Raw genomic sequence first — 18,961 nt, forward strand, 5'->3', positions numbered from 1 at the left:
AATTATTCAACAATTAAGATGAAATAATTCTTTTTACCTTTTTGTAATAAAACGTATTTATCTGCGATCAAATTTTCTGTTGTTAATACAAATTCTTCCGCTACTTTTTCTTTGTTTACAGAAATTGCGTTTGCTTTTAATTCGCGACGCGCTTCTGAGTTTGATTTCAAGAAACCAGATTTTTCAGCTAAAGCAGTTACAATATCCAAACCAGCTTCGATATCAACTTTTGCAATTGTTGCTTGAGGTACACCTTCGAAAACTGATAAGAAAGTATCTCCATCTAATTCTTTCAAATCTTCTGAAGTAGATTTTCCGAATAAAACTTGAGATGCTTTTTCTGCTTTGCGTAATTCTTCAACACCATGAACTAAAATTGTAATTTCAGTTGCTAATTTACGTTGTAATTCGCGTAAATGTGGCTCTTGACGATGACGCTCGATTAAATCATCAATCGCTTCTTTTTCTAAGAAAGTATAAATTTTGATGTAACGTTCTGCATCCGCATCCGCTTGATTTAACCAAAATTGATAGAATCTATAAGGAGAAGTACGGTTTTTATCTAACCAAATATTTTCACCACCTTCTGATTTTCCAAATTTAGTTCCGTCAGCTTTAGTTGTTAATGGACAAGTAAAAGCAAAAGCTTCACCTTGTACTGTACGACGAATTAATTCTGTTCCAGTTGTGATATTTCCCCATTGATCAGAACCTCCCATTTGCAATTTTGCACCTAATTCTTTGTACAAGTGTAAATAATCGTATCCTTGAATCAATTGATATGTAAATTCTGTGAAAGACATTCCGACATTCGATTCAGAAGAAAGTCTAGATTTTACAGAATCTTTCGCCATCATATAATTTACAGTAATGTGTTTTCCTACATTACGCGCAAAATCGATGAATGAAAAATCTTTCATCCAATCATAGTTATTCACCAATAAAGCTGAATTTCCATTATTTGTATCAAAATCTAAGAAACGAGACAATTGTGCTTTAATTCCAGCAACATATTTATTCAATGTTTCTTCGTCTAATAAACTTCTCTCTGCTGCTTTACCAGTAGGATCACCGATAAAACCAGTTGCACCACCAACCAATGCGATTGGACGATGACCGTGACGTTGCAAATGAACCAATAAGAAAATGGGAACCAAACTTCCCACGTGAAGAGAATCTGCTGTAGGATCGAAACCTACATAACCAGAAGTCATTTCTTTATTTAGTTGTTCTTCTGTCCCTGGCATAATATTGTGAACCAGTCCTCTCCAAGTCAATTCTTCAATTAATGGATTCATAGTATTTTAATATATTTTTTATCTAATTTTTACAAGGTACAAAGTTATGATTTTTCAGTAGATTATAATAGAGATTTTTGGATATAAAAAATCAAGATTTTCCTAATGGAAAACCTTGATTTGAATATATAATTATATGAGGATATAAATTATACTTTAAAAATGTTATGATGGGTTTTGTTTACACAATGGATTTGCATTGATTTCTGACTGAGGAATTACCCACTGCCATCTCTTATCTGATGCCTTTACAGACATTACTCCATTTGTAACTGTTGCATCGTGGTTTGCTCCTGTACGATCAAGGTCTTTTCCTTGACGTTTTAAATCAAACCAACGGAAACCTTCTCCCCATAGTTCTGCTCTACGAGAAACATATAATTGATCCAAATACTCTTGTCCAGAAGTTGTAAATCCTTTAAAAGCAGTATCTCTTATTGAACTTAATTCTGATAATACAGCTTTAGAACCTGCTTCATCGCCTAAGAAATATTTAGCTTCTGCTTCAATTAAATACATTTCTGATGCTCTCATAAAGACAACATCTCCTCTACTATCTCCTGTAGAAACCGATAAGAATTTCTGAGAAGTATATGGGAATAATGCGAAGTTAGATGGCAAACCTAAACTTGCATGCTTACCTGTTGGATCTACTAATTGTTTACGAACATCCGTATCAGCTAACTTTGCATATAAAGCAGAGTTGAACGCTTTAGGATTTTGACGAATATTAGTTGAGTTATAGTTTCTTGACATATAAGCCATGAAATTACCAAAGTAATCTGTTTGATCTGAAACAATTGTTACACCCCACATCCACTCGTCATTTTTGTAATCTTTGAATCCAGATTTGTAAGCTCTTGCATCCATTAATGGATGTCCATCTTTTGCTAATGCTGCATACTTAGCTGCATTTACATAATCTTGTTGAACTAAAGCAACACGTGCTTTTAAACCATAAATATTACTAATAGAAAAATGAGAATTATTTGCTGCATCTTTTCCTTTTAATAAAGATTCTGCTTTGTCTAAATTTTTCCAAATCTCAGCATATACAGCTTCTACAGAAGCTCTTTCTTTTGGAGCATTATCTTCAGGATTATCTCTAATAATAACTCCATCGCTTGTGTTATCTCCACCTTTCACATATCTTTTTCCATAGATTTGTACTAATTGAAAATATCCAAATGCTTTATAAGCGTACGCTTCACCAAATGCTTTTTCTTTTGTTTTCTCTTCTCCAGTTGCTGTAGCTCCTTTTACAATAATTTTATTTGCATTTTTGATCATTGAATACCAAAAATCCCATGTATAAGCTGTAGATCCAGAGTTTACATTATTTGTATCTTGCCATCTCATTTGAGCTACAAACCAACCATTACCTGTTGATGGGTAAACAACGTCTTCTCCTAATACATCAGCAATAATCATTTGTGAAGTATAACCGTTCTGACCTTGAGAATCTTTTTGACGAACATACATATTTCTATGCATTCCATTAACTGCAGCCATTAACCCATCTGCCGTTGACAATACTTGAGACTCATCTACTGCATCAGTTGGAGTTGTATCTAAGTAATCATCATTACAAGATGTTGTAAAAAATGTAGAACCAATTAATAAAGCAGCTATTAATATTTTTGTTTTTTTCATGATTTTTTTAATTAAAATGATAAGTTAACACCTACACTTACAATTCTTGATGGTGTGTAACGATAAGTTGTTGTACCATTAAATGACTGAACTGGCTCTAAACCTTTTCTTGCAGTTATAGCAAATAAGTTTTCTCCACTGATGAAAAGTTTAAGATTAGATAACCCCATATTTTCAATCTGATTCTTGTTAAATGTGTAACCTAAAGTTGCACTTTTTAACATAAAATAATCAGCATCCTCTAACCATCTAGATGAAGCAGCTCCTGCAGCATTTACATTCTGAGTACTTAAAACTGGTACATCTGTAATATCTCCAGGATTTTTCCAAGCATTTAAAATATCTTTATGCAATGATTGTCCTTGTGGATAACTACTCATTAAAATAGCATAGTTTTGATCATATACTTTTCCTCCAATTTGGTAAGTAAACAATGTTGAAAGCGATAAGTTTTTGTATCTAAACGTATTATTAATAGACCCATATAAATCTGGAATCGCTGAAGCAACATATGCATAATTAGCATTGTTTTGATTTGTAGTATATTTTACTCCATTAATTGTTCTTGTAGCAGAAGTATCTGCAATCGTTGGATCTTGAACAAACAAAGGAGCACCATCTGTAGGATCAACACCATACCATTCTCTTAACCAAAAATCATACAATGAATGACCTTTTGCTAAACGTTTTGTTCCATTAATAATAGCTTCTTGACCTTCTGGCATTTCAACCATTTTATTTTTATAGGTTGTAGCTGTCACTCCTAAATCCCAAGAAAAATCATCAGAACGAACAATACCGAAGTTTAATCCAAACTCCCAACCTGTATTACGCATTGTTCCAATATTCTTGTAAATTCTATTATTTGGCTCTCCTGCAGATCCTGGTTGAGGAACTCCAAAAATCATATTTTCTGTTTCTCTCTTGAAATATTCAATAGATCCAGAAATTCTATTATTGAATAAACCAAATTCTAAAGCTGCATCTAACTGAACATTTGTTTCCCATGTTAAATTAGGGTTTCCTGTTTGAGACAAATAAACTCCTGCTTCTTCAGCATTAAAATAATCTCCTAAATTATATAGAGTTAAATCAGCTTGATAACCTGGTTGTGAATCAATACCTCCATCATTACCTACTTCTCCATAAGATCCTCTTAATTTTAATAAATTAATTACTTTAGAATCTTTTAAGAAGTTTTCTTTGTAGATATTCCATCCTAAACCAGCTGACCAGAATACACCTTCGTTACTTCCGTTAGCAAAACGAGACGATTTATCTTGACGAATAGATCCTGAAACGATATATTTATTTGCAAAATCATAATTAACTCTTGCAAAATAAGATTCTTTAGCTAATGAATATCTATATCCTGTATTACTTACATTTTGTAAATAATTTGAGAATTCTTTAATTCCTTCAATAACCTCAACTGTCTTATAACGATACCCATAATCTACTTGACGATCAAAAGACTCATGTCCAACTAATACATCAAAATTATGTTGTCCAAACGATTTGTTATAGTTTAATAATTGGTTGAATGTTACAGATTGAATTTTTCTATCAGTTTGTGATAAAGATCCTGTCCCTGCTGCATCTCCAATATATTTGTTACGATATTCTTTGAAATTGAAGTTTCTAACATCATAACTTAAATTAGTCGTAAAAGTTAAACCTTTAGCCAATTTTACCTCTGCAAAACCTCTTGTGTTAATTGCATTTGTATTTTGTATTTGGCTATTTCTAAGAATCTCCTCTAAAACATTACGTCCTCCACTAGCAGAAGCACCTCTACCTCTTGATTGTACACCATCGTATACTGGATTACCTAATTCATCATAAACTCTTTGTCCTTTTGAATCGTAAAGGAAAGGAGAATAGATAGGTCCAATTGATCTTCCAAAGTAAAATGGATTAACATAAGAAGATCCTCCTGCATCATCAGCTTGATTAGACTTAGTTAAACTTCCGTTCATATTAAGTCCTAATTTCAACCAATCTGTTACTTGGCTATCTCCAGATAATCTTGTTGAATATCTTTCATAGTCAGATTTAATAACATAACCCTCTTCTTTGTTATACCCAAAAGAAGCATAGAATGTAGATTTATCAGTCGCGTCGCTAAAATTTAAATTATAATTTTGCGTGCTTCCAGTTCTCATTAAATAATCCTCCCAGTTAAAATCATCATATAATTTATGTGCATTTGAATTTAACTTTCCATCGATAACAACCTGATCATTTGCTACATTGTAGATGTTATTTTTTAAAACTCCAGAGATTAAGTTGTTGTTTGCATAAGTATTTGCACCTGCTAAACCTCCTGAAGGATTTGTTACTAAACGACCATTACGCATAGCTTCCCATGTAGCTACATAATAATCATCAGCTCCGATACGATCATATTGAGGAATACTTCTTGACACAACTCCTGTATTTGCAGTAAAGTTGAAAGCTCCTCTTTTTATTTTAGACCCTTTTTTAGTAGTAATCATTACAACACCATTGGCTGCAGAAGATCCGTATAAAGATGTAGAAGCTGCATCTTTTAGGATATTGATTGTTGCAATATCATTTGGATTTAAATCCGAAACAGCACCTGTATAAATCGCTCCGTCAACGATATATAATGGTGAATTTGATAAATTGTAAGAAGACATACCACGAATCTGGATATTTAGTCCACTACCTGGTTGTCCAGATCCTGTAGAAACCAAAACTCCTGGTGCTGCACCATCCAATGCTTTCTCAACACTTGTAATAGCACGATTTTCAAAAGCATCAGATTTAATAACCGTATTAGATCCAACTACAGTTTCCTTTTTTTGAGAACCATAAGCAACTGTAATAACAGTTTCCTCTAGATCAACATCTGTAGAGTTTGATAGTTTTAAACTACCTAAATTACTACTAGTTACAGTAAATTCTTTCCCATCAATTACTAAAACATCTCCAACTTTTGCGTCAATGTTAAAGTCTCCATTCTCATCTGTGTACGCTACTTTTTCTGTTCCTTTTACAGAAACTTCTACGTCAGACTCAGGAAAACCATTTGCATCATTCACTGTACCTTTTGTTTGAGCAAATACTGCTGTACTTAGCCCTATAAAAGCTAACAATGATAAAGAAGTTATTCTCTTTCTCATGTATTTTTATAATTTTAAAAGCGCAATATTAACACATTTTAACATCAAACTTTAAAATTTTTCACTTTTTAACAAGAAATATAAAATAGACTAATTTTAAATAAAAAATGATTAATTTCAATTAGACATTTTTTATTTAATTAACACATTAAATTACAAAATAATACATTTCAATAAACAAAAATCAATATATAGTTAGGGTTAAAAATAATTATTTTACATCTTTTTAGAAGAACTATTTTCTAGTTAGATTTTTATTTAAATTAGCAAAAAGTCTTCTTATATCACAAAACTATCAATCTAGATGCAAACACTTTTCGAGAATGAAAAATTCAAATGGATTAATTTACAAAATCCTACAAAAATTGAGTTGAATGAAATTGCTACAAAATATTGTTTTCAGAAATTAACGATTGAAGATAGTTTGGAGCCTGGACATTTACCTAAATATGAATCAGATGATTCAAAAGTTTCGTTTTTGTTAATTCGTTTTTTTGATAAAGAACATCGTATGTTGAAAAACACTGTTCGAGAATTTAGTCACAAAATCAGTATTTACATCGGAGCAGATTTTATTGTGACTGTTCATCAAAAGGAAACGGATATTTTCGAAAAAATTCAGAAAAAATATTTAGCGAATACTGATCCTTCTAAGATCATTATCAAAGGAATTTTGTATCGTATTATTTCCGAAACCATCAAAACGTATGAAGAACCAGCATATCAAATGGACGAAGAAGTCAATCAACTCGAGCATTTGATTTTTACGGATGATTTTAGAAAAATTAAACTTCCTACCTTATATAAAATCAAACGAGAAGCCACAGCTTGCAAAAAAATATTAGATTATACGCTTGAAGCACTGAAAGAATATCGCGCGGATAACAAAAAGACAAGTTCATCACAGGATTTGTACGAAGAAAACGTAAAAATGTTACACTTGCATTCACAAATTGTAGATGACGTACAAAGTTTGTTAACAATTTATCTTTCGTTAAATGGACAGAAATCTAACGAAATTATGCAAACGCTTACCGTTTTTTCTGCATTTTTCTTACCCTTAACTTTTATCGCTGGAATTTATGGAATGAATTTCGATTTCATGCCCGAGTTAAATTACAAATTAGGCTATCCAATTTGTTTACTTGTCATGTTATTAGTGGTAATTTTTATTTACTTTTGGTTCAGGAAAAAAAAATATTTATAATTCAGTATGATTTTCGTAACGGGAGGAACAGGTTTGGTTGGCGCGCATTTGTTGGTAGAATTGGCAAAAAAGCAACAACCTATTCGTGCTTTAAAACGAAAAACATCGAACACAGAAACCATCCAAAATTTCTTTGCGGAACAAAATGCTTCGCAATTTTATCAATTTATTCATTGGATTGATGGTGATTTGTTGGATGTAACTGAACTTCCGAATTTATTAGACGGAATCGAGACAATTTATCACGCTGCTGCCTTTGTTTCATTTGATGAACGTCAAGAAGAAGAAATTTTCAATACGAATATTTTAGGAACTGAATCTTTAGTAAATGAAGCGATTGATTCTGGCGTGAAAGAATTTTTCTTCATTAGTTCTATTGCTTCGATGGATGATTTGAATCCCGCAACTAAAATGATTGACGAACGTTCTGGTTGGAATAATGGCTTGACACATTCTTCTTATTCAATTTCTAAATTTAGAGCCGAAATGGAAGTTTGGCGTGCTTCGCAAGAAGGGATTAAAGTTATTATTATTAATCCTGGTGTAATCATCGGAACTTTAGATACAAAACGTGCAAGCGAAAGTTTGTTTCAACAAAATTCGTCAAAAAGCGATTATGCTCCTTCGGGCGGAACTGGATTTGTGGATGTTCGCGATGTGGTGAAGATTTTTTTAGGATTAATTAATCAACAAGTTTACAATCAAAAATTTGTCGTAATTTCTGAAAATAAAACCTACCGAGAAATCTTTGATTTTGTTTCGATGAATAGCAAACGTTCAGTCAAAAATGTTTCAAATACAACCTTGAAAATCATTAAAAATCTATCTATTTTTAGTCGAATTTTTGGTGGAAAATATATGACAAAAGCGAATTATTATTCGTTGACAACTTATACCAAATACGACAATTCTAAAGTTAAAAATTTGCTTCAATACGAATTTATTCCAATCAAAGAAGCAATTGATTATCATTATAAACGCTTTCAAAAGCTGAATTCTACAAAATAGTTTACTTTTGTTTTATGGAACAACAATTCATTTCAACACTTTCAATAACTGCTTCGGAATTAAAATCAGGAAGCGTTTCTGCTAAAAGTCCATCAAATATTGCGTTGGTAAAATATTGGGGAAAAAAGAAAAATCAAATTCCAACCAATAGCTCTATCAGCTACACATTAACGAATAGCTATACAGAAACTGAATTAAAATTTTCACCAAAAACGTCGGATACTTTTGAGGTTGAAGTTTATTTGGAAGGTGAATTGAAAGAAAGTTTTGCTCCAAAAATCATTACTTTTTTCAAAAGAATTACAGCATATATTCCATTTTTGAATCAATTCAAATTTGAAATTCACACACATAATTCATTTCCACATAGTTCTGGAATTGCTTCTTCAGCTTCTGGAATGTCGGCAATGGCTTTGTGTTTAGTTCAAATTGAGAATATTTTAGGAGCTAATTTATCAGAAGAAGATGCCTTGAAAAAAGCTTCATTCTTGGCTCGTTTAGGTTCTGGAAGTGCTTGTCGTTCGGTTTACAAAGGTTTGGTTGAATGGGGCGAAAATGATTTTATCGAAGGAAGTTCCGATTTATTTGGAACAAAATATCCAGATGTCGAAATTCATGATGTTTTCAAAACTTTTCACGACACCATTTTATTGATTCACGAAGGTCAAAAATCGGTTTCTTCTACTGTTGGTCACAATTTGATGAACGGACATCCGTATGCTGAACGTCGTTTTGTGGAAGCAAACGAAAACTTAAAGGCGTTATTGCCAATTTTAAAATCTGGTGATATCAAAGCTTTTGGAGAATTGGTAGAACACGAAGCTTTGACATTACACGCGATGATGATGATGTCGAATCCTGCATTTATTTTGATGAAACCAAACACAGTTGCAGCTTTAGAAAAATTGTGGGAATTCCGTCGTGAAACAGGAAATCATTTGTATTTCACTTTAGATGCTGGTGCAAATGTACATTTACTATATCCTGAGCAAGATGCGGAAGCTATTGAAATCTTCATCGAAAATGAATTAAAACAATTCTGTCAAAACGGAAATTACATAAAAGATAAAGTGAGTTTTTAATCACTTCTAAAACAAAAAAGGTTGTCAATTTATTTGATGACCTTTTTTTATTTTATTAATAGTTTCTTCTTAACCCCAAAAATAACCAAACTCAAAAAAACACTCATTCCGATAACGACAATAATGTTGCCTAATCCAATTTCTATTGGGAAGAAAACTAATCGTATTGCGGAAATAGTTGTTGTAAATAGAACTACTTTTAACCAAAAAATGTAATCAAATTTAGTTTTCGGAAGAATTTGTTTTGGCATTTTATAAATCCAAAAAGCAATAAAAATCGCACCTAAAAATGTGCTAAAATGTTGTAGAAATTTATATCCCTTTACTTCTAAATTATTGAAAGGAATTTGAAACCAAGTTTCCTCTAAAGCTGGAATTAATTTCGTAAAACACCCCCATTCGTGTGTGAAAGCATCCCAAAAAAGGTGTGAATAAGCTCCTATTATAATTGAAATAACAACAATTAACCAATGTTTTTTGAAATAATCAATCCAATCAAAATTTAGAAATTGAGCAAATCGTTCTTCTAAAAAATAAGGTAAATGATGAATTAAAATATTTCGGACAAATAGGTGAAAAACAAAACAATAAATCAACGCAATTGGTAAGTCAAAATACAAAACACCCCAGAACAAATGACTGTGCGTCGCTATAATCTCCATTCGAGAGAAATATTCTAAATCTGGCGACATCGAACCAATGATTAATCCCGTCATCGAAAACCAGTTCGATTTTAGTTTTTTTAGCGGAAGAACAATTGCTGGATGGCAAAAAGTTAGTGGCATTTAGAGTTTATTTTGATGCAAAGTAAATCAAAATATCCATTAACTTCCAAAACGTTTAATGTTAACTTTTCTTTCCTTAATTTTAAGAATAAGCGGCTCATATTCTGTATTTTGTTCCTTTTCTACCGTTATTTTATTCAAATATGTTTTTGCATAAACATGTTCTGGTAAACTATTTTCAACAAGATGAAACGTATAATTTCCGACAGGTAAAAAAGCTGTATATTCACCTCTATCATTTGTTTTAACTGTAAAAATCTGTCCATTTTCGTGATTAAAAATCAATGTAAATCCGAATAAATTTGCCGAAACCTGATACTCCAAATTTGAAGATAATTCATACTCAACTTTTCCTCTCACAACACCAGTTTGTTGCATTGGAATAGAAATAGAAGTCGTTTTAGAATTAATATTAACTGCATAATCTTGTGCAAACCATTTTTGTCCAGGAAGTTTAATTAAATAATTACCATAAGGAACTTTTTTATACTTGATATTTCCTTCTAAATCTGTAATAAAGTTAGTTTCATTTATCTTTACATTACGACTATCAGCCACTTTATCTCCTTCATCAAAAATACCATTTGCATTGTAATCATAAAACACAAACAAATTTAATGTTCCGTCTTTTACATCTGTCACAGTACGTTTCGCAGGCAAATTATATTGTACACCAACTTGCAAATAAGTTTGTTTGCTATTCAATGTTTTCGAATCGTAATGACTAAAATTCGCTTGTGTACTTACAATAAAATTATCAATTGGTTGATAATCTAAAGAAGCTCCAAAAGTTAGGGTATTTCCAAAATTTTTGTCAATATTATAATAAGTAGAAACTGCCGTATTCAATTTTTTCTGAAAAAAGCTTTGACGAAAACTCGCCGAAGTTGTAAAACGCTCTAATTGATGATTTAGATTATTCGTCGAATAAACCTCTGCAATCATCATACTTCCTCGTTGATAAATTGAGTTTAACTGAAAGTTTTTCACATTCCACGTTAATTGTCCATAAACAATTGGATCAACCTTACTCAATTCGTTTAGCTCAGAAAACCCTCCCAAAGCATTCAACACCAACTGATGCACACGAGAATTAGACAACCAAGTAAATGTTCCGTTTAAATAAGTCGATTTAAAATCCATCGGCATGTACGTAAACGTCTCATAATTCAGAATATTTGATTTTTCTATATTGAATTTTGGAGAAATCGAAAGATTAAAATGATTTGCTAATTTGAACGAAATTCCCGTCTCAAAACGCAACGTTTTCGACTCATTTGCTTGCATATAATTAATCAAATACGGATCGATAGATTTCGGATTGTTATTCGTAATCGTTAACGAAGACCACAACGAAAATTTAGAAAACGTACGCTGCAAACGCTGATTTAGATACAAAGCTCCACGTCGCGTTCCAGGATAATATCCTGAGCTATAATAATTGGAACTATAAAAATCAAATTTGCCTATTGTTCCAGAAACATTTGCAGAAACTGATAATGAATTTTCGACATCATTTGTCTCTTTAAATTTTGACAAACCATACCCAAATTTCACCGAGTGATTCCACTTATTAGGCGTAATCCATTTGTAACCATTTGTCAAAACAAAGTCCGTTGTCGAATAATTTCTATCGAATAAAGCGGTTGTTTCTAATTCGTTTTTATCTTTTATCAAAAATCGTCCATTCGCAAAAGTTGTGTGGCTATTCTTGAAAACATCATTACTCAAATCATCTAATAAATTATAATTTTTTTCGACCGTTCCGACTACAATTCGGTTATCATTCTTATCATAATTATTAAACAACATCACGCCTCGTCCATTAATTGGAATATCAAAATCGTTGTTATTGATTGATCCGATTAAAATTCCTTTGTCTTTGCGTTGATATTTCACCCAAGAATCCGTCAAAACCATGTCTTGATCGTTATTCCAAGTTGTCCCATTAATGTTATACGCAAATTCATTCAACCCCACCGAAAATTCTTGATGCGCCATTAAATTATAATTCGCATTAGCAGAATTGATATCACGAGCAGTTAATCGAACATAATTTGTAGAAAAATTGGTCCAATTCTGATTTAACATTGTTGGATCTCTATACACACGATTGGAACTTGCATTCTGAATGGTAAAAAACACATTTCCTGCAAAATCTTTGGTCGTTGTATAACCCGAAACATTTGCCTGAAAACTTTCAATTTTCATCATATCTCGGTCTACATATTTAGAAAATCGAACAATTTTTTCTTGAAAAGCTTCAACTATAATTCGCTTGTTTTCAGAAGTAAAATTACCTCTGAAGTCAGGAAGAACATTGGTTAACAAAACTTCTTCTGCTTGATTTCCCATATTCATTACTTTCAATTCATAATGAATAGAATCTCCTTCTTGACGATAAAAAATATTACTCTGAACAGGAAAAATCTTGATGTTTCTCTTCTGCAAAACAACAACTGAAGTAACAGATTTCCCTATTTCTTTTTTGCTTAAAAAATCAATAATACTGAATTCTAAATCTAATTTTCCAGCCATTTGCGATTTGTTCACCGTAAACTGCATTGGAATAAAAGCCTTCTTGTTTGGATTGATTTTTATTTGAAGATTATCTTGCGAATACGATCTTATCGCTGAAGGAATTTTAATTCCTAGACGAGCATTTATCGTATCATTGGTTGTATTTTCTAATTGAAGAATAACAGAAAAGTTGTTGCCATCTTCTAATTTAACTTCTTTTATTGTGCTAAATTTCAATCCATTATTTATAGTTTGAGCACGCAAATTTTGTCCGCTAACAAGGATAAGCAGAATAAAAAATACGCTTCGAAAATAATTGATTGAAAAGAACATATTGTTTTACAAAGGTGTAATCGTGTACAGCAAAGAAGTTGAATAATTCCCAGGTTTGCTATTCAAAATTTTATTATCCGACGGAGTTGTAGAATAAATAATATTATATTTTTTTGAAGCCGTTTTAGAACTATTCGTCATCAATGATTGATTGTAATTTGAAAGTTTTATAACCTTAGAAAGATTATTTGTTTCGGTGTCTTTTATCTGAACATTGATTGAATTTAATTCCAAATTCTGTGCATCACTCGATTGTAAATATTGATTAAGCGACGAAACTTGAATATCGTAAGCCGTATCAGAAGAAACTATTAAACCGTTTTGATATTCTTTCTTCACACCATTTTTATAATCTTGTATCGTATTGAAAACCAATTCTCCATTTACAGCAGAACCATCGACCGCAATAGAAAGCGTTTGAACTGGTTCGTAATTTCCATTTGGACTAATTTGCATTTCAATCGAAAAAAGACTTGTTCCAATCACGGTTCCAAATTCATTCAATAAAGAAAACTCTAATTGAATAGGATAATTGTTCCAAGATTTCAGAGGATTTAGATATGTTCCTGCATCAATCACAATATCATAATTCAATATAATTGCACCATATTTTCCTGTAGTTGTAGCAATAGTTAAAGGTGAATTTCGAATAAAATAATTTGGAGAAAAACTCATCGCGATGTTATTCTGAATAACTCCTAATTGATTTAGCGTAGGATAATTCTCTGAATAATATTGAGAAGTTGTATAATTATTGAATTTCAATTTCAGTTTTTCGACAGGAAATTCTTTTTTCTGAGAATTTACAATAGGCGAAACAACACGCGCAACTAAAGACCAATTTTTATAATTTAAAGCACCAGACATATGCATTTCTACAGCCACAACATTAGTCGCCGTAACTCCACTACTTCCATTTACTTGCACCCAACCATTATTGTGCGCATTAATCGTAAACTGAGCAGAAACTGCCATTGTCAACAATAATGTAATTGTTGAAACTATTTTCTGAAACAAATTATTATTTATCATTTGAGAACGTCAATTCAGCAATTTTCAATTGATCATCTTTCTCAAAACTTAAAGTTGAGGTAACAATATACGAACCTTTTGGCAAATCCTTTGGCAATGGTATATATACAATTCTTTTATCATTTGGTAAACTATAAAAAACTGCATCTTGCAATTTTATTTGTTGACCATTTTCTTGATTAATGATTTCATTTCTAATCGTTCCTTCGCTCCAAACATTTCCTTCATTCGAAATATTTAACACCAAACGATTTTCAGTTTTATCGTAAACAAAATTTGTAAACTCTACATTTGTATCACGTGCAATATTTAATCGTTGATAAATTTTGACACCTGTACGAATGGAGATTTTAATATTTTCTCCACTTTTGTTTTGTCCAGCAATCGGATTTGTTTGCGTAATGTACATCATCGTAGTATGTACGCTCTCTGCATTTATCTTTTCTGGAACTTGCATAAGAACTTCTATTTCTTTCGATTCTCTTGGCAAAAGTGTAAACGTATTACTTGGTAAAACTGTGATCCAGTTTGCATTACTTGTTGGCAAAGTATTGATTTCAGAAACTACATTAGCTCCAAATTCATCATACTTCCAATCCTTAAAAGAAACAGACAACTCTAATGTATGCACATCGCTTACATTGGTTACCAAAATCTTTTTACGCTCAGACTCACCAGGATTTAAAGCAAAATAAGTCCTTGGTGGACTTACAGAAATACCTGATTGTGCACTAATCTTAGTTGAAATGATTAATGCTAAAAAAGAAACGATTGTTAAAAAACGAAGAACTTTCATAAGCAAAAACAGAAGTGATATTTTTCAATACCACTTCCTATTTTTTATATTATTGTGCTTCTATTGTGTAAGTTACAGTAGTTGTATACACGTTAGGATTCTCAACATTGTAATATTTGTTTACATAATCGTTGTTTCCTTTTCCGTTATACGCAACATTGAATTTTAAATCTGTACCACCAACTGTACTAGAAATCAAGTTTTTGTCTGATTTATCTAAAACAACTTTACTGAAAGAAGATGAATTTAATACATTTCCAGTACCTAAAGTCGCTTGTAAATTAATTGTATTAGCTGCAATGTTATCTGTTGTAGAACCTTTTGTAAAAACTAAGTTTTCATTTTCAGATTTTACTTTTACAGCAAAACCACCAGTACTATATACAATTAAGTGGTCGTTCATAGTTTTTGTAACACCGTTAGAATAATCTTCTTTTGTTTGATATTCTAAGTTAACTGTATTATCAGTACCAATAAGAATTGTTTGAATTGGGTATAATTTTACATTCAATGTTGCTGAAGCTGTTTTTTGAGCTAAAGCCATTCCAGAAACTAATGCACAGAAAATCGTTAAAATAAATGCTAATTTTTTCATCATTTTATAATTTGTTAAAAATTTATTAAAAAATATTTGTTAAATAATCTGGTAGTTTATATATTTAAGATTGGTTATTCTCAAATGCGATTGCAAATGTAGAAGTTGTTTTTGTTCTTAAAAGATTAAATCATACCAAAAGATGATGAAAAACGACATTTCTAACTATTTAATTCGGAGTACTTTGTCTGAATTTAGTCGGAGAAATCCCAGTGTTTTTCTTGAAAAACGCAGTAAAATTGGTCTCTTGAAGGAAATTGAGTTCCAGCGCAATGTCTTTTATTGACATTTTTGAGTTGACTAATAAAATCTTTGCATTTTTCATCAATTCTTCCACAATCATTTCTTTTGCTGTTTTTCCAAAAACGATTTGAGTTGCTTTATCTAACCTTCTTTTTGTAATAAAAAGTTTATCAATGTAAAAAGATACTTGTTTGTTTTCATTGACATTTTCTTGCAAAAGTTTTTTGAATTTAGTTGCCAACTCTACATCAAAATCATCTTGTATAAATTGGCTCTGCATATCAAATGTTTCCATTTGACCATTGATAATAATACGTTCCAAAAGATTATGAGCAAGCTTCATATCTAATTCATTTTCGAATGCAGTAAAGAAATATTGCAAATAATTAGCCTCAAAAATTGGCGCAGAACAAATTGTATTCTCAACAATATTTATGATATCTCGCGAAAAAAGTGTAGAATTTTCTAACTTCAAATTCTCTTCGATTGATTTCGAATAAAATTCTTGTTTAAAAACGATATAATAAGCATCAGTACGACTAGTTTGTTTCACAAAATCTTGAGAGATATTGGGAGCTATAAAAAGAAAATGGTTTTTAGGAATCGAATATTCTTTTCCATTTATTTTATGAATAAATTTTTTAGAACCAGACCAGATTATTCCAAAATACTCATCAACGGATAACTCTTTTCTCAATTCCTCTATTTGTAGAGTATCATTCAATTCAAATGCAGTTATACCTACATCAAAAATCAACTTATTATAAACATTACGACTATTCAACAACATACGTCTATACTATTTTATCAATGTTATCTATGCAAAATTACGACCATTTTTAATCAAATCACTTGATATAAATCAAGTTATAATTTTAGGGCTCCAAAAATAATAAAATACAATACGCTATTTAAGTATTTTTAGAAATTAACTAAAAAAGGAAGCTTATTTTTAATGAATAAAAAAAGTCCCAATAAATATTGAGACTTTTAAACGTATTTAATGTAGAAATTTTCTAATATCCTTCTGCCCCTTGTTCTCCTTTTACAATCGCTAAAGCAGACGATGTTCCAATTCTTTTCACGCCTAAAGCGATCATTTTTTCAGCTTCTTCTGTTGTGCGAACTCCGCCAGAAGCTTTCACTGGAAGCGAACCTGAATTTTCAAGCATTAATTTAATAACATGCTCGTTTGCTCCATTTGGTTCTCCATTTTCAGTTTTATAAAAACCTGTAGAAGATTTTACAAAAACTTTTGATGCATTTTCTTCACCTGCTTTTTCTAAAACAGTATCACGAATTAATTGTGTTATACCAACAATCTGTTCATCTGTTAAAGCAGCAGTTTCGATAATCCATTTTACAACTTTACCTTCACGCAATGCGACTAATGTTGCAGCTTCTACTTCTTCTTTTACTTTATCGCTATCACCTTTTTTGAATGCTTCGTAGTTTACTACAAAATCTAATTCATCGGCTCCATCAGCAATTGCTTTTTGCGCTTCTCTCAACTTTTCATTCAAATCGTAAGTCCCTTCAGGAAAACCAATTACAGTCCCCAAAACAACATTCGATTTTTTCTCATCCAATAATTCACGAACTGATCTTACATAATCAGGACGAATCATTACTGCATAGATATCATTATCAATAGCTTCTTGTGCTAACTTATGCACCATATCTAATGTATCAGAATTCGAAATACCTGCTTGTTCAGGTGTTTTAAGATACGTCGAGTCTAAATATTGATTAATATTCATCTTTGTATATTAAAGTTTTATTTGTCTATCTATTGGTTGCTCCAACGAAATTATAGTTTCTGTACGTGTAACGCCATCAATTTGCTGAATTTTTTTGTTCAATACATTCATTAAATGTAGATTATCACGACTCAAAATTTTAAGGAAAATCCCATAATTTCCTGTTGTAAAATGAGCTTCCACCACTTCTGGAATTTCTTCCAAAGCTTTCACAACTAATTTATAAGAAGAAGGTTTGTCCATAAAAACACCAACGAATGACATCGTTGAATAGCCTAAAATTGCAGGATTTACAATTACTTTTGTTGAATCAATCACACCAGAAGCTTCTAATTTCTTAATGCGTTGATGAACTGCCGTATTTGATATACCTAATTCTTTTGCTAATTGCGAAACAGGTATATTAGCATTGTCCATAAAGGCATTCAGAATCAACTTATCGATTCCGTCAATCTCAACCTGACCATTTTCGTGGATTCTCACCTATTCTTAAAATTATACCGCTACAAATTTAATATTTTAAAATGGTATAAACGGGAAAATGGTCGCTATATCCACCGAAATATTTTCCGCCAACAAAAGTTCTGAATGGCAAACCAGTTGATTTTCCGCCTGTATTCTTCAAAAAATCAGCATCAAAAATATCTGTTTTTATATATTCTAAATTTGATTGAGAAGTAAAAAATCCTTTCGAAAAAAGCTGTTGATCAAATAACATCCATTGTTTTTTAAAGATCATCGAGCCTCTTTTGTACGATTGTAGACTGACCATTGGATTGAATAATTCATTTCGGTTTATCTCTTCTTGTTTAGAACGTGTATCCAATTCATCAATTAAGTCAGAATTTGTTGGAGAATCATTAAAATCTCCCATCACAACAATTTTTTCCGAATAATTTTCGGTTAACAAATTGTTAATTCTTTTTCGAATCGTTTTAAAAATATGTTGACGCTTTAATTGATTGATTTCTTTATCAATTTTAGAAGGTAAATGAACAATAAAAAGATGAACAATTTCACCAACTAAATTTCCTTTTACATACAAAATATCACGTGTATAAGATTTCGTATCATACTGATCTTTAAAGATAAATCTAATTGGTTCTCTTTCTAAAACTTCAAAAAATTGTTGACGATAAATTAATCCAACATTTATTTTTCGTTCATCTAATGATTCATATAAAAGTGTTTTATAATCGCCATCTTTCAAAAAATCATTTTGAATCAAATCTTGCAAAACCTCTTCATTTTCAACCTCAGCCAAACCAACCAAATATGGCAATTCATTTGTTTCTAATTTGCCAATTTTAGAGATGCAAAATGCAATCTTATTTACCTTTGTATCGTAACGATTATCTTTCCATTTGATAAAATTACTAGGCAAAAAAGATTCGTCTGAAGATTTAGAATAAAAATTTTCGACATTATAAAATGCGATTGTCGCTAAATTTTGTTTCAAAAGAATTGTTTTATGCAAAATTAAGAAAGAAACTAAGTTTA

Annotated in this window: 15 protein-coding genes; 3 read left to right on the top strand and 12 right to left on the bottom strand. The window is 31.2% G+C overall.

Translation table 11 applies throughout. The features are described 5' to 3' along the window. Window positions 1-2: 2 nt before the first annotated feature. The 3 genes from tyrS to B4A23_RS15270 form a co-directional block, all read right to left on the bottom strand. A complete protein-coding gene (gene tyrS / locus B4A23_RS15260; RefSeq protein WP_291121191.1) occupies window positions 3-1,298 on the bottom strand; it encodes a tyrosine--tRNA ligase in 1,296 nt (431 codons plus the stop codon). Window positions 1,299-1,463: 165 nt separating this feature from the next. Continuing rightward, window positions 1,464-2,951, bottom strand: coding sequence for a RagB/SusD family nutrient uptake outer membrane protein (locus tag B4A23_RS15265; RefSeq protein WP_291121193.1), 1,488 nt, complete (start codon window positions 2,949-2,951; stop codon window positions 1,464-1,466). Between the two features lie 11 nt (window positions 2,952-2,962). Then, window positions 2,963-6,100, bottom strand: a complete 3,138-nt coding sequence (locus B4A23_RS15270; RefSeq protein ID WP_291121196.1) for a SusC/RagA family TonB-linked outer membrane protein — start codon at window positions 6,098-6,100, stop codon at window positions 2,963-2,965. A gap of 304 nt (window positions 6,101-6,404) precedes the next feature. Between B4A23_RS15270 and B4A23_RS15275 the strand changes: the two genes are divergently transcribed. The 3 genes from B4A23_RS15275 to mvaD are packed head-to-tail and all read left to right on the top strand — an operon-like array spanning window position 6,405 to window position 9,397. Then, a complete protein-coding gene (locus B4A23_RS15275; protein WP_280050043.1) occupies window positions 6,405-7,307 on the top strand; it encodes a CorA family divalent cation transporter in 903 nt (300 codons plus the stop codon). A gap of 6 nt (window positions 7,308-7,313) precedes the next feature. Next, window positions 7,314-8,315, top strand: a complete 1,002-nt coding sequence (locus tag B4A23_RS15280; protein ID WP_291121198.1) for an NAD-dependent epimerase/dehydratase family protein — start codon at window positions 7,314-7,316, stop codon at window positions 8,313-8,315. A gap of 14 nt (window positions 8,316-8,329) precedes the next feature. Further along, window positions 8,330-9,397, top strand: coding sequence for a diphosphomevalonate decarboxylase (mvaD, locus tag B4A23_RS15285; RefSeq protein WP_291121200.1), 1,068 nt, complete (start codon window positions 8,330-8,332; stop codon window positions 9,395-9,397). A gap of 47 nt (window positions 9,398-9,444) precedes the next feature. Here mvaD and B4A23_RS15290 read toward each other — a convergent pair whose 3' ends face one another. From B4A23_RS15290 to B4A23_RS15330, 9 genes are all read right to left on the bottom strand, one after another. Beyond that, window positions 9,445-10,182 (bottom strand): DUF4184 family protein, encoded by a 738-nt coding sequence (locus B4A23_RS15290; RefSeq protein ID WP_291121202.1) that lies wholly within the window; start codon window positions 10,180-10,182, stop codon window positions 9,445-9,447. A gap of 39 nt (window positions 10,183-10,221) precedes the next feature. Next, window positions 10,222-12,939: a hypothetical protein gene (locus tag B4A23_RS15295; protein WP_291121204.1), complete on the bottom strand. Its 2,718-nt coding sequence runs from the start codon at window positions 12,937-12,939 to the stop codon at window positions 10,222-10,224. A 102-nt stretch (window positions 12,940-13,041) separates the two neighbouring features. Next, window positions 13,042-14,067 (bottom strand): hypothetical protein, encoded by a 1,026-nt coding sequence (locus B4A23_RS15300; protein ID WP_291121206.1) that lies wholly within the window; start codon window positions 14,065-14,067, stop codon window positions 13,042-13,044. After that, window positions 14,057-14,863 (bottom strand): molecular chaperone, encoded by an 807-nt coding sequence (locus tag B4A23_RS15305; RefSeq protein WP_286487032.1) that lies wholly within the window; start codon window positions 14,861-14,863, stop codon window positions 14,057-14,059. Before B4A23_RS15305 ends, B4A23_RS15300 begins: the two co-directional genes overlap by 11 nt. Window positions 14,864-14,912: 49 nt before the next feature. Next, on the bottom strand, window positions 14,913-15,458 hold the full coding sequence (locus B4A23_RS15310) for a hypothetical protein (protein WP_280050052.1): 546 nt from the start codon (window positions 15,456-15,458) through the stop codon (window positions 14,913-14,915). Window positions 15,459-15,627: 169 nt separating this feature from the next. After that, window positions 15,628-16,491, bottom strand: a complete 864-nt coding sequence (locus B4A23_RS15315; protein ID WP_286487031.1) for a helix-turn-helix domain-containing protein — start codon at window positions 16,489-16,491, stop codon at window positions 15,628-15,630. Window positions 16,492-16,717: 226 nt separating this feature from the next. Then, window positions 16,718-17,461, bottom strand: coding sequence for a deoxyribose-phosphate aldolase (deoC, locus tag B4A23_RS15320; RefSeq protein ID WP_286477198.1), 744 nt, complete (start codon window positions 17,459-17,461; stop codon window positions 16,718-16,720). A gap of 9 nt (window positions 17,462-17,470) precedes the next feature. Next, window positions 17,471-17,944 (bottom strand): Lrp/AsnC ligand binding domain-containing protein, encoded by a 474-nt coding sequence (locus B4A23_RS15325; protein ID WP_125350002.1) that lies wholly within the window; start codon window positions 17,942-17,944, stop codon window positions 17,471-17,473. A 28-nt stretch (window positions 17,945-17,972) separates the two neighbouring features. Next, complete coding sequence (locus B4A23_RS15330; protein ID WP_291121208.1) at window positions 17,973-18,920, bottom strand: endonuclease; 948 nt, start codon at window positions 18,918-18,920, stop codon at window positions 17,973-17,975. Window positions 18,921-18,961 lie beyond the last annotated feature (41 nt).

The sequence above is a fragment of the Empedobacter sp. UBA7248 genome, from assembly GCF_002472945.1.
GTDB classification, from domain to species: Bacteria; Bacteroidota; Bacteroidia; order Flavobacteriales; family Weeksellaceae; genus Empedobacter; species Empedobacter falsenii_C.

What these genes read in the sequence shown, in the direction of transcription:
- tyrS (WP_291121191.1), bottom strand. Translation starts at nt 1,298, where the DNA reads ATGAATCCATTAATTGAAGAATTGACTTGGAGAGGACTGGTTCACAAT.
- B4A23_RS15265 (WP_291121193.1), bottom strand. Translation starts at nt 2,951, where the DNA reads ATGAAAAAAACAAAAATATTAATAGCTGCTTTATTAATTGGTTCTACA.
- B4A23_RS15270 (WP_291121196.1), bottom strand. Translation starts at nt 6,100, where the DNA reads ATGAGAAAGAGAATAACTTCTTTATCATTGTTAGCTTTTATAGGGCTA.
- B4A23_RS15275 (WP_280050043.1), top strand. Translation starts at nt 6,405, where the DNA reads ATGCAAACACTTTTCGAGAATGAAAAATTCAAATGGATTAATTTACAA.
- B4A23_RS15280 (WP_291121198.1), top strand. Translation starts at nt 7,314, where the DNA reads ATGATTTTCGTAACGGGAGGAACAGGTTTGGTTGGCGCGCATTTGTTG.
- mvaD (WP_291121200.1), top strand. Translation starts at nt 8,330, where the DNA reads ATGGAACAACAATTCATTTCAACACTTTCAATAACTGCTTCGGAATTA.
- B4A23_RS15290 (WP_291121202.1), bottom strand. Translation starts at nt 10,182, where the DNA reads ATGCCACTAACTTTTTGCCATCCAGCAATTGTTCTTCCGCTAAAAAAA.
- B4A23_RS15300 (WP_291121206.1), bottom strand. Translation starts at nt 14,067, where the DNA reads ATGATAAATAATAATTTGTTTCAGAAAATAGTTTCAACAATTACATTA.
- B4A23_RS15305 (WP_286487032.1), bottom strand. Translation starts at nt 14,863, where the DNA reads ATGAAAGTTCTTCGTTTTTTAACAATCGTTTCTTTTTTAGCATTAATC.
- B4A23_RS15310 (WP_280050052.1), bottom strand. Translation starts at nt 15,458, where the DNA reads ATGAAAAAATTAGCATTTATTTTAACGATTTTCTGTGCATTAGTTTCT.
- B4A23_RS15315 (WP_286487031.1), bottom strand. Translation starts at nt 16,491, where the DNA reads ATGTTGTTGAATAGTCGTAATGTTTATAATAAGTTGATTTTTGATGTA.
- deoC (WP_286477198.1), bottom strand. Translation starts at nt 17,461, where the DNA reads ATGAATATTAATCAATATTTAGACTCGACGTATCTTAAAACACCTGAA.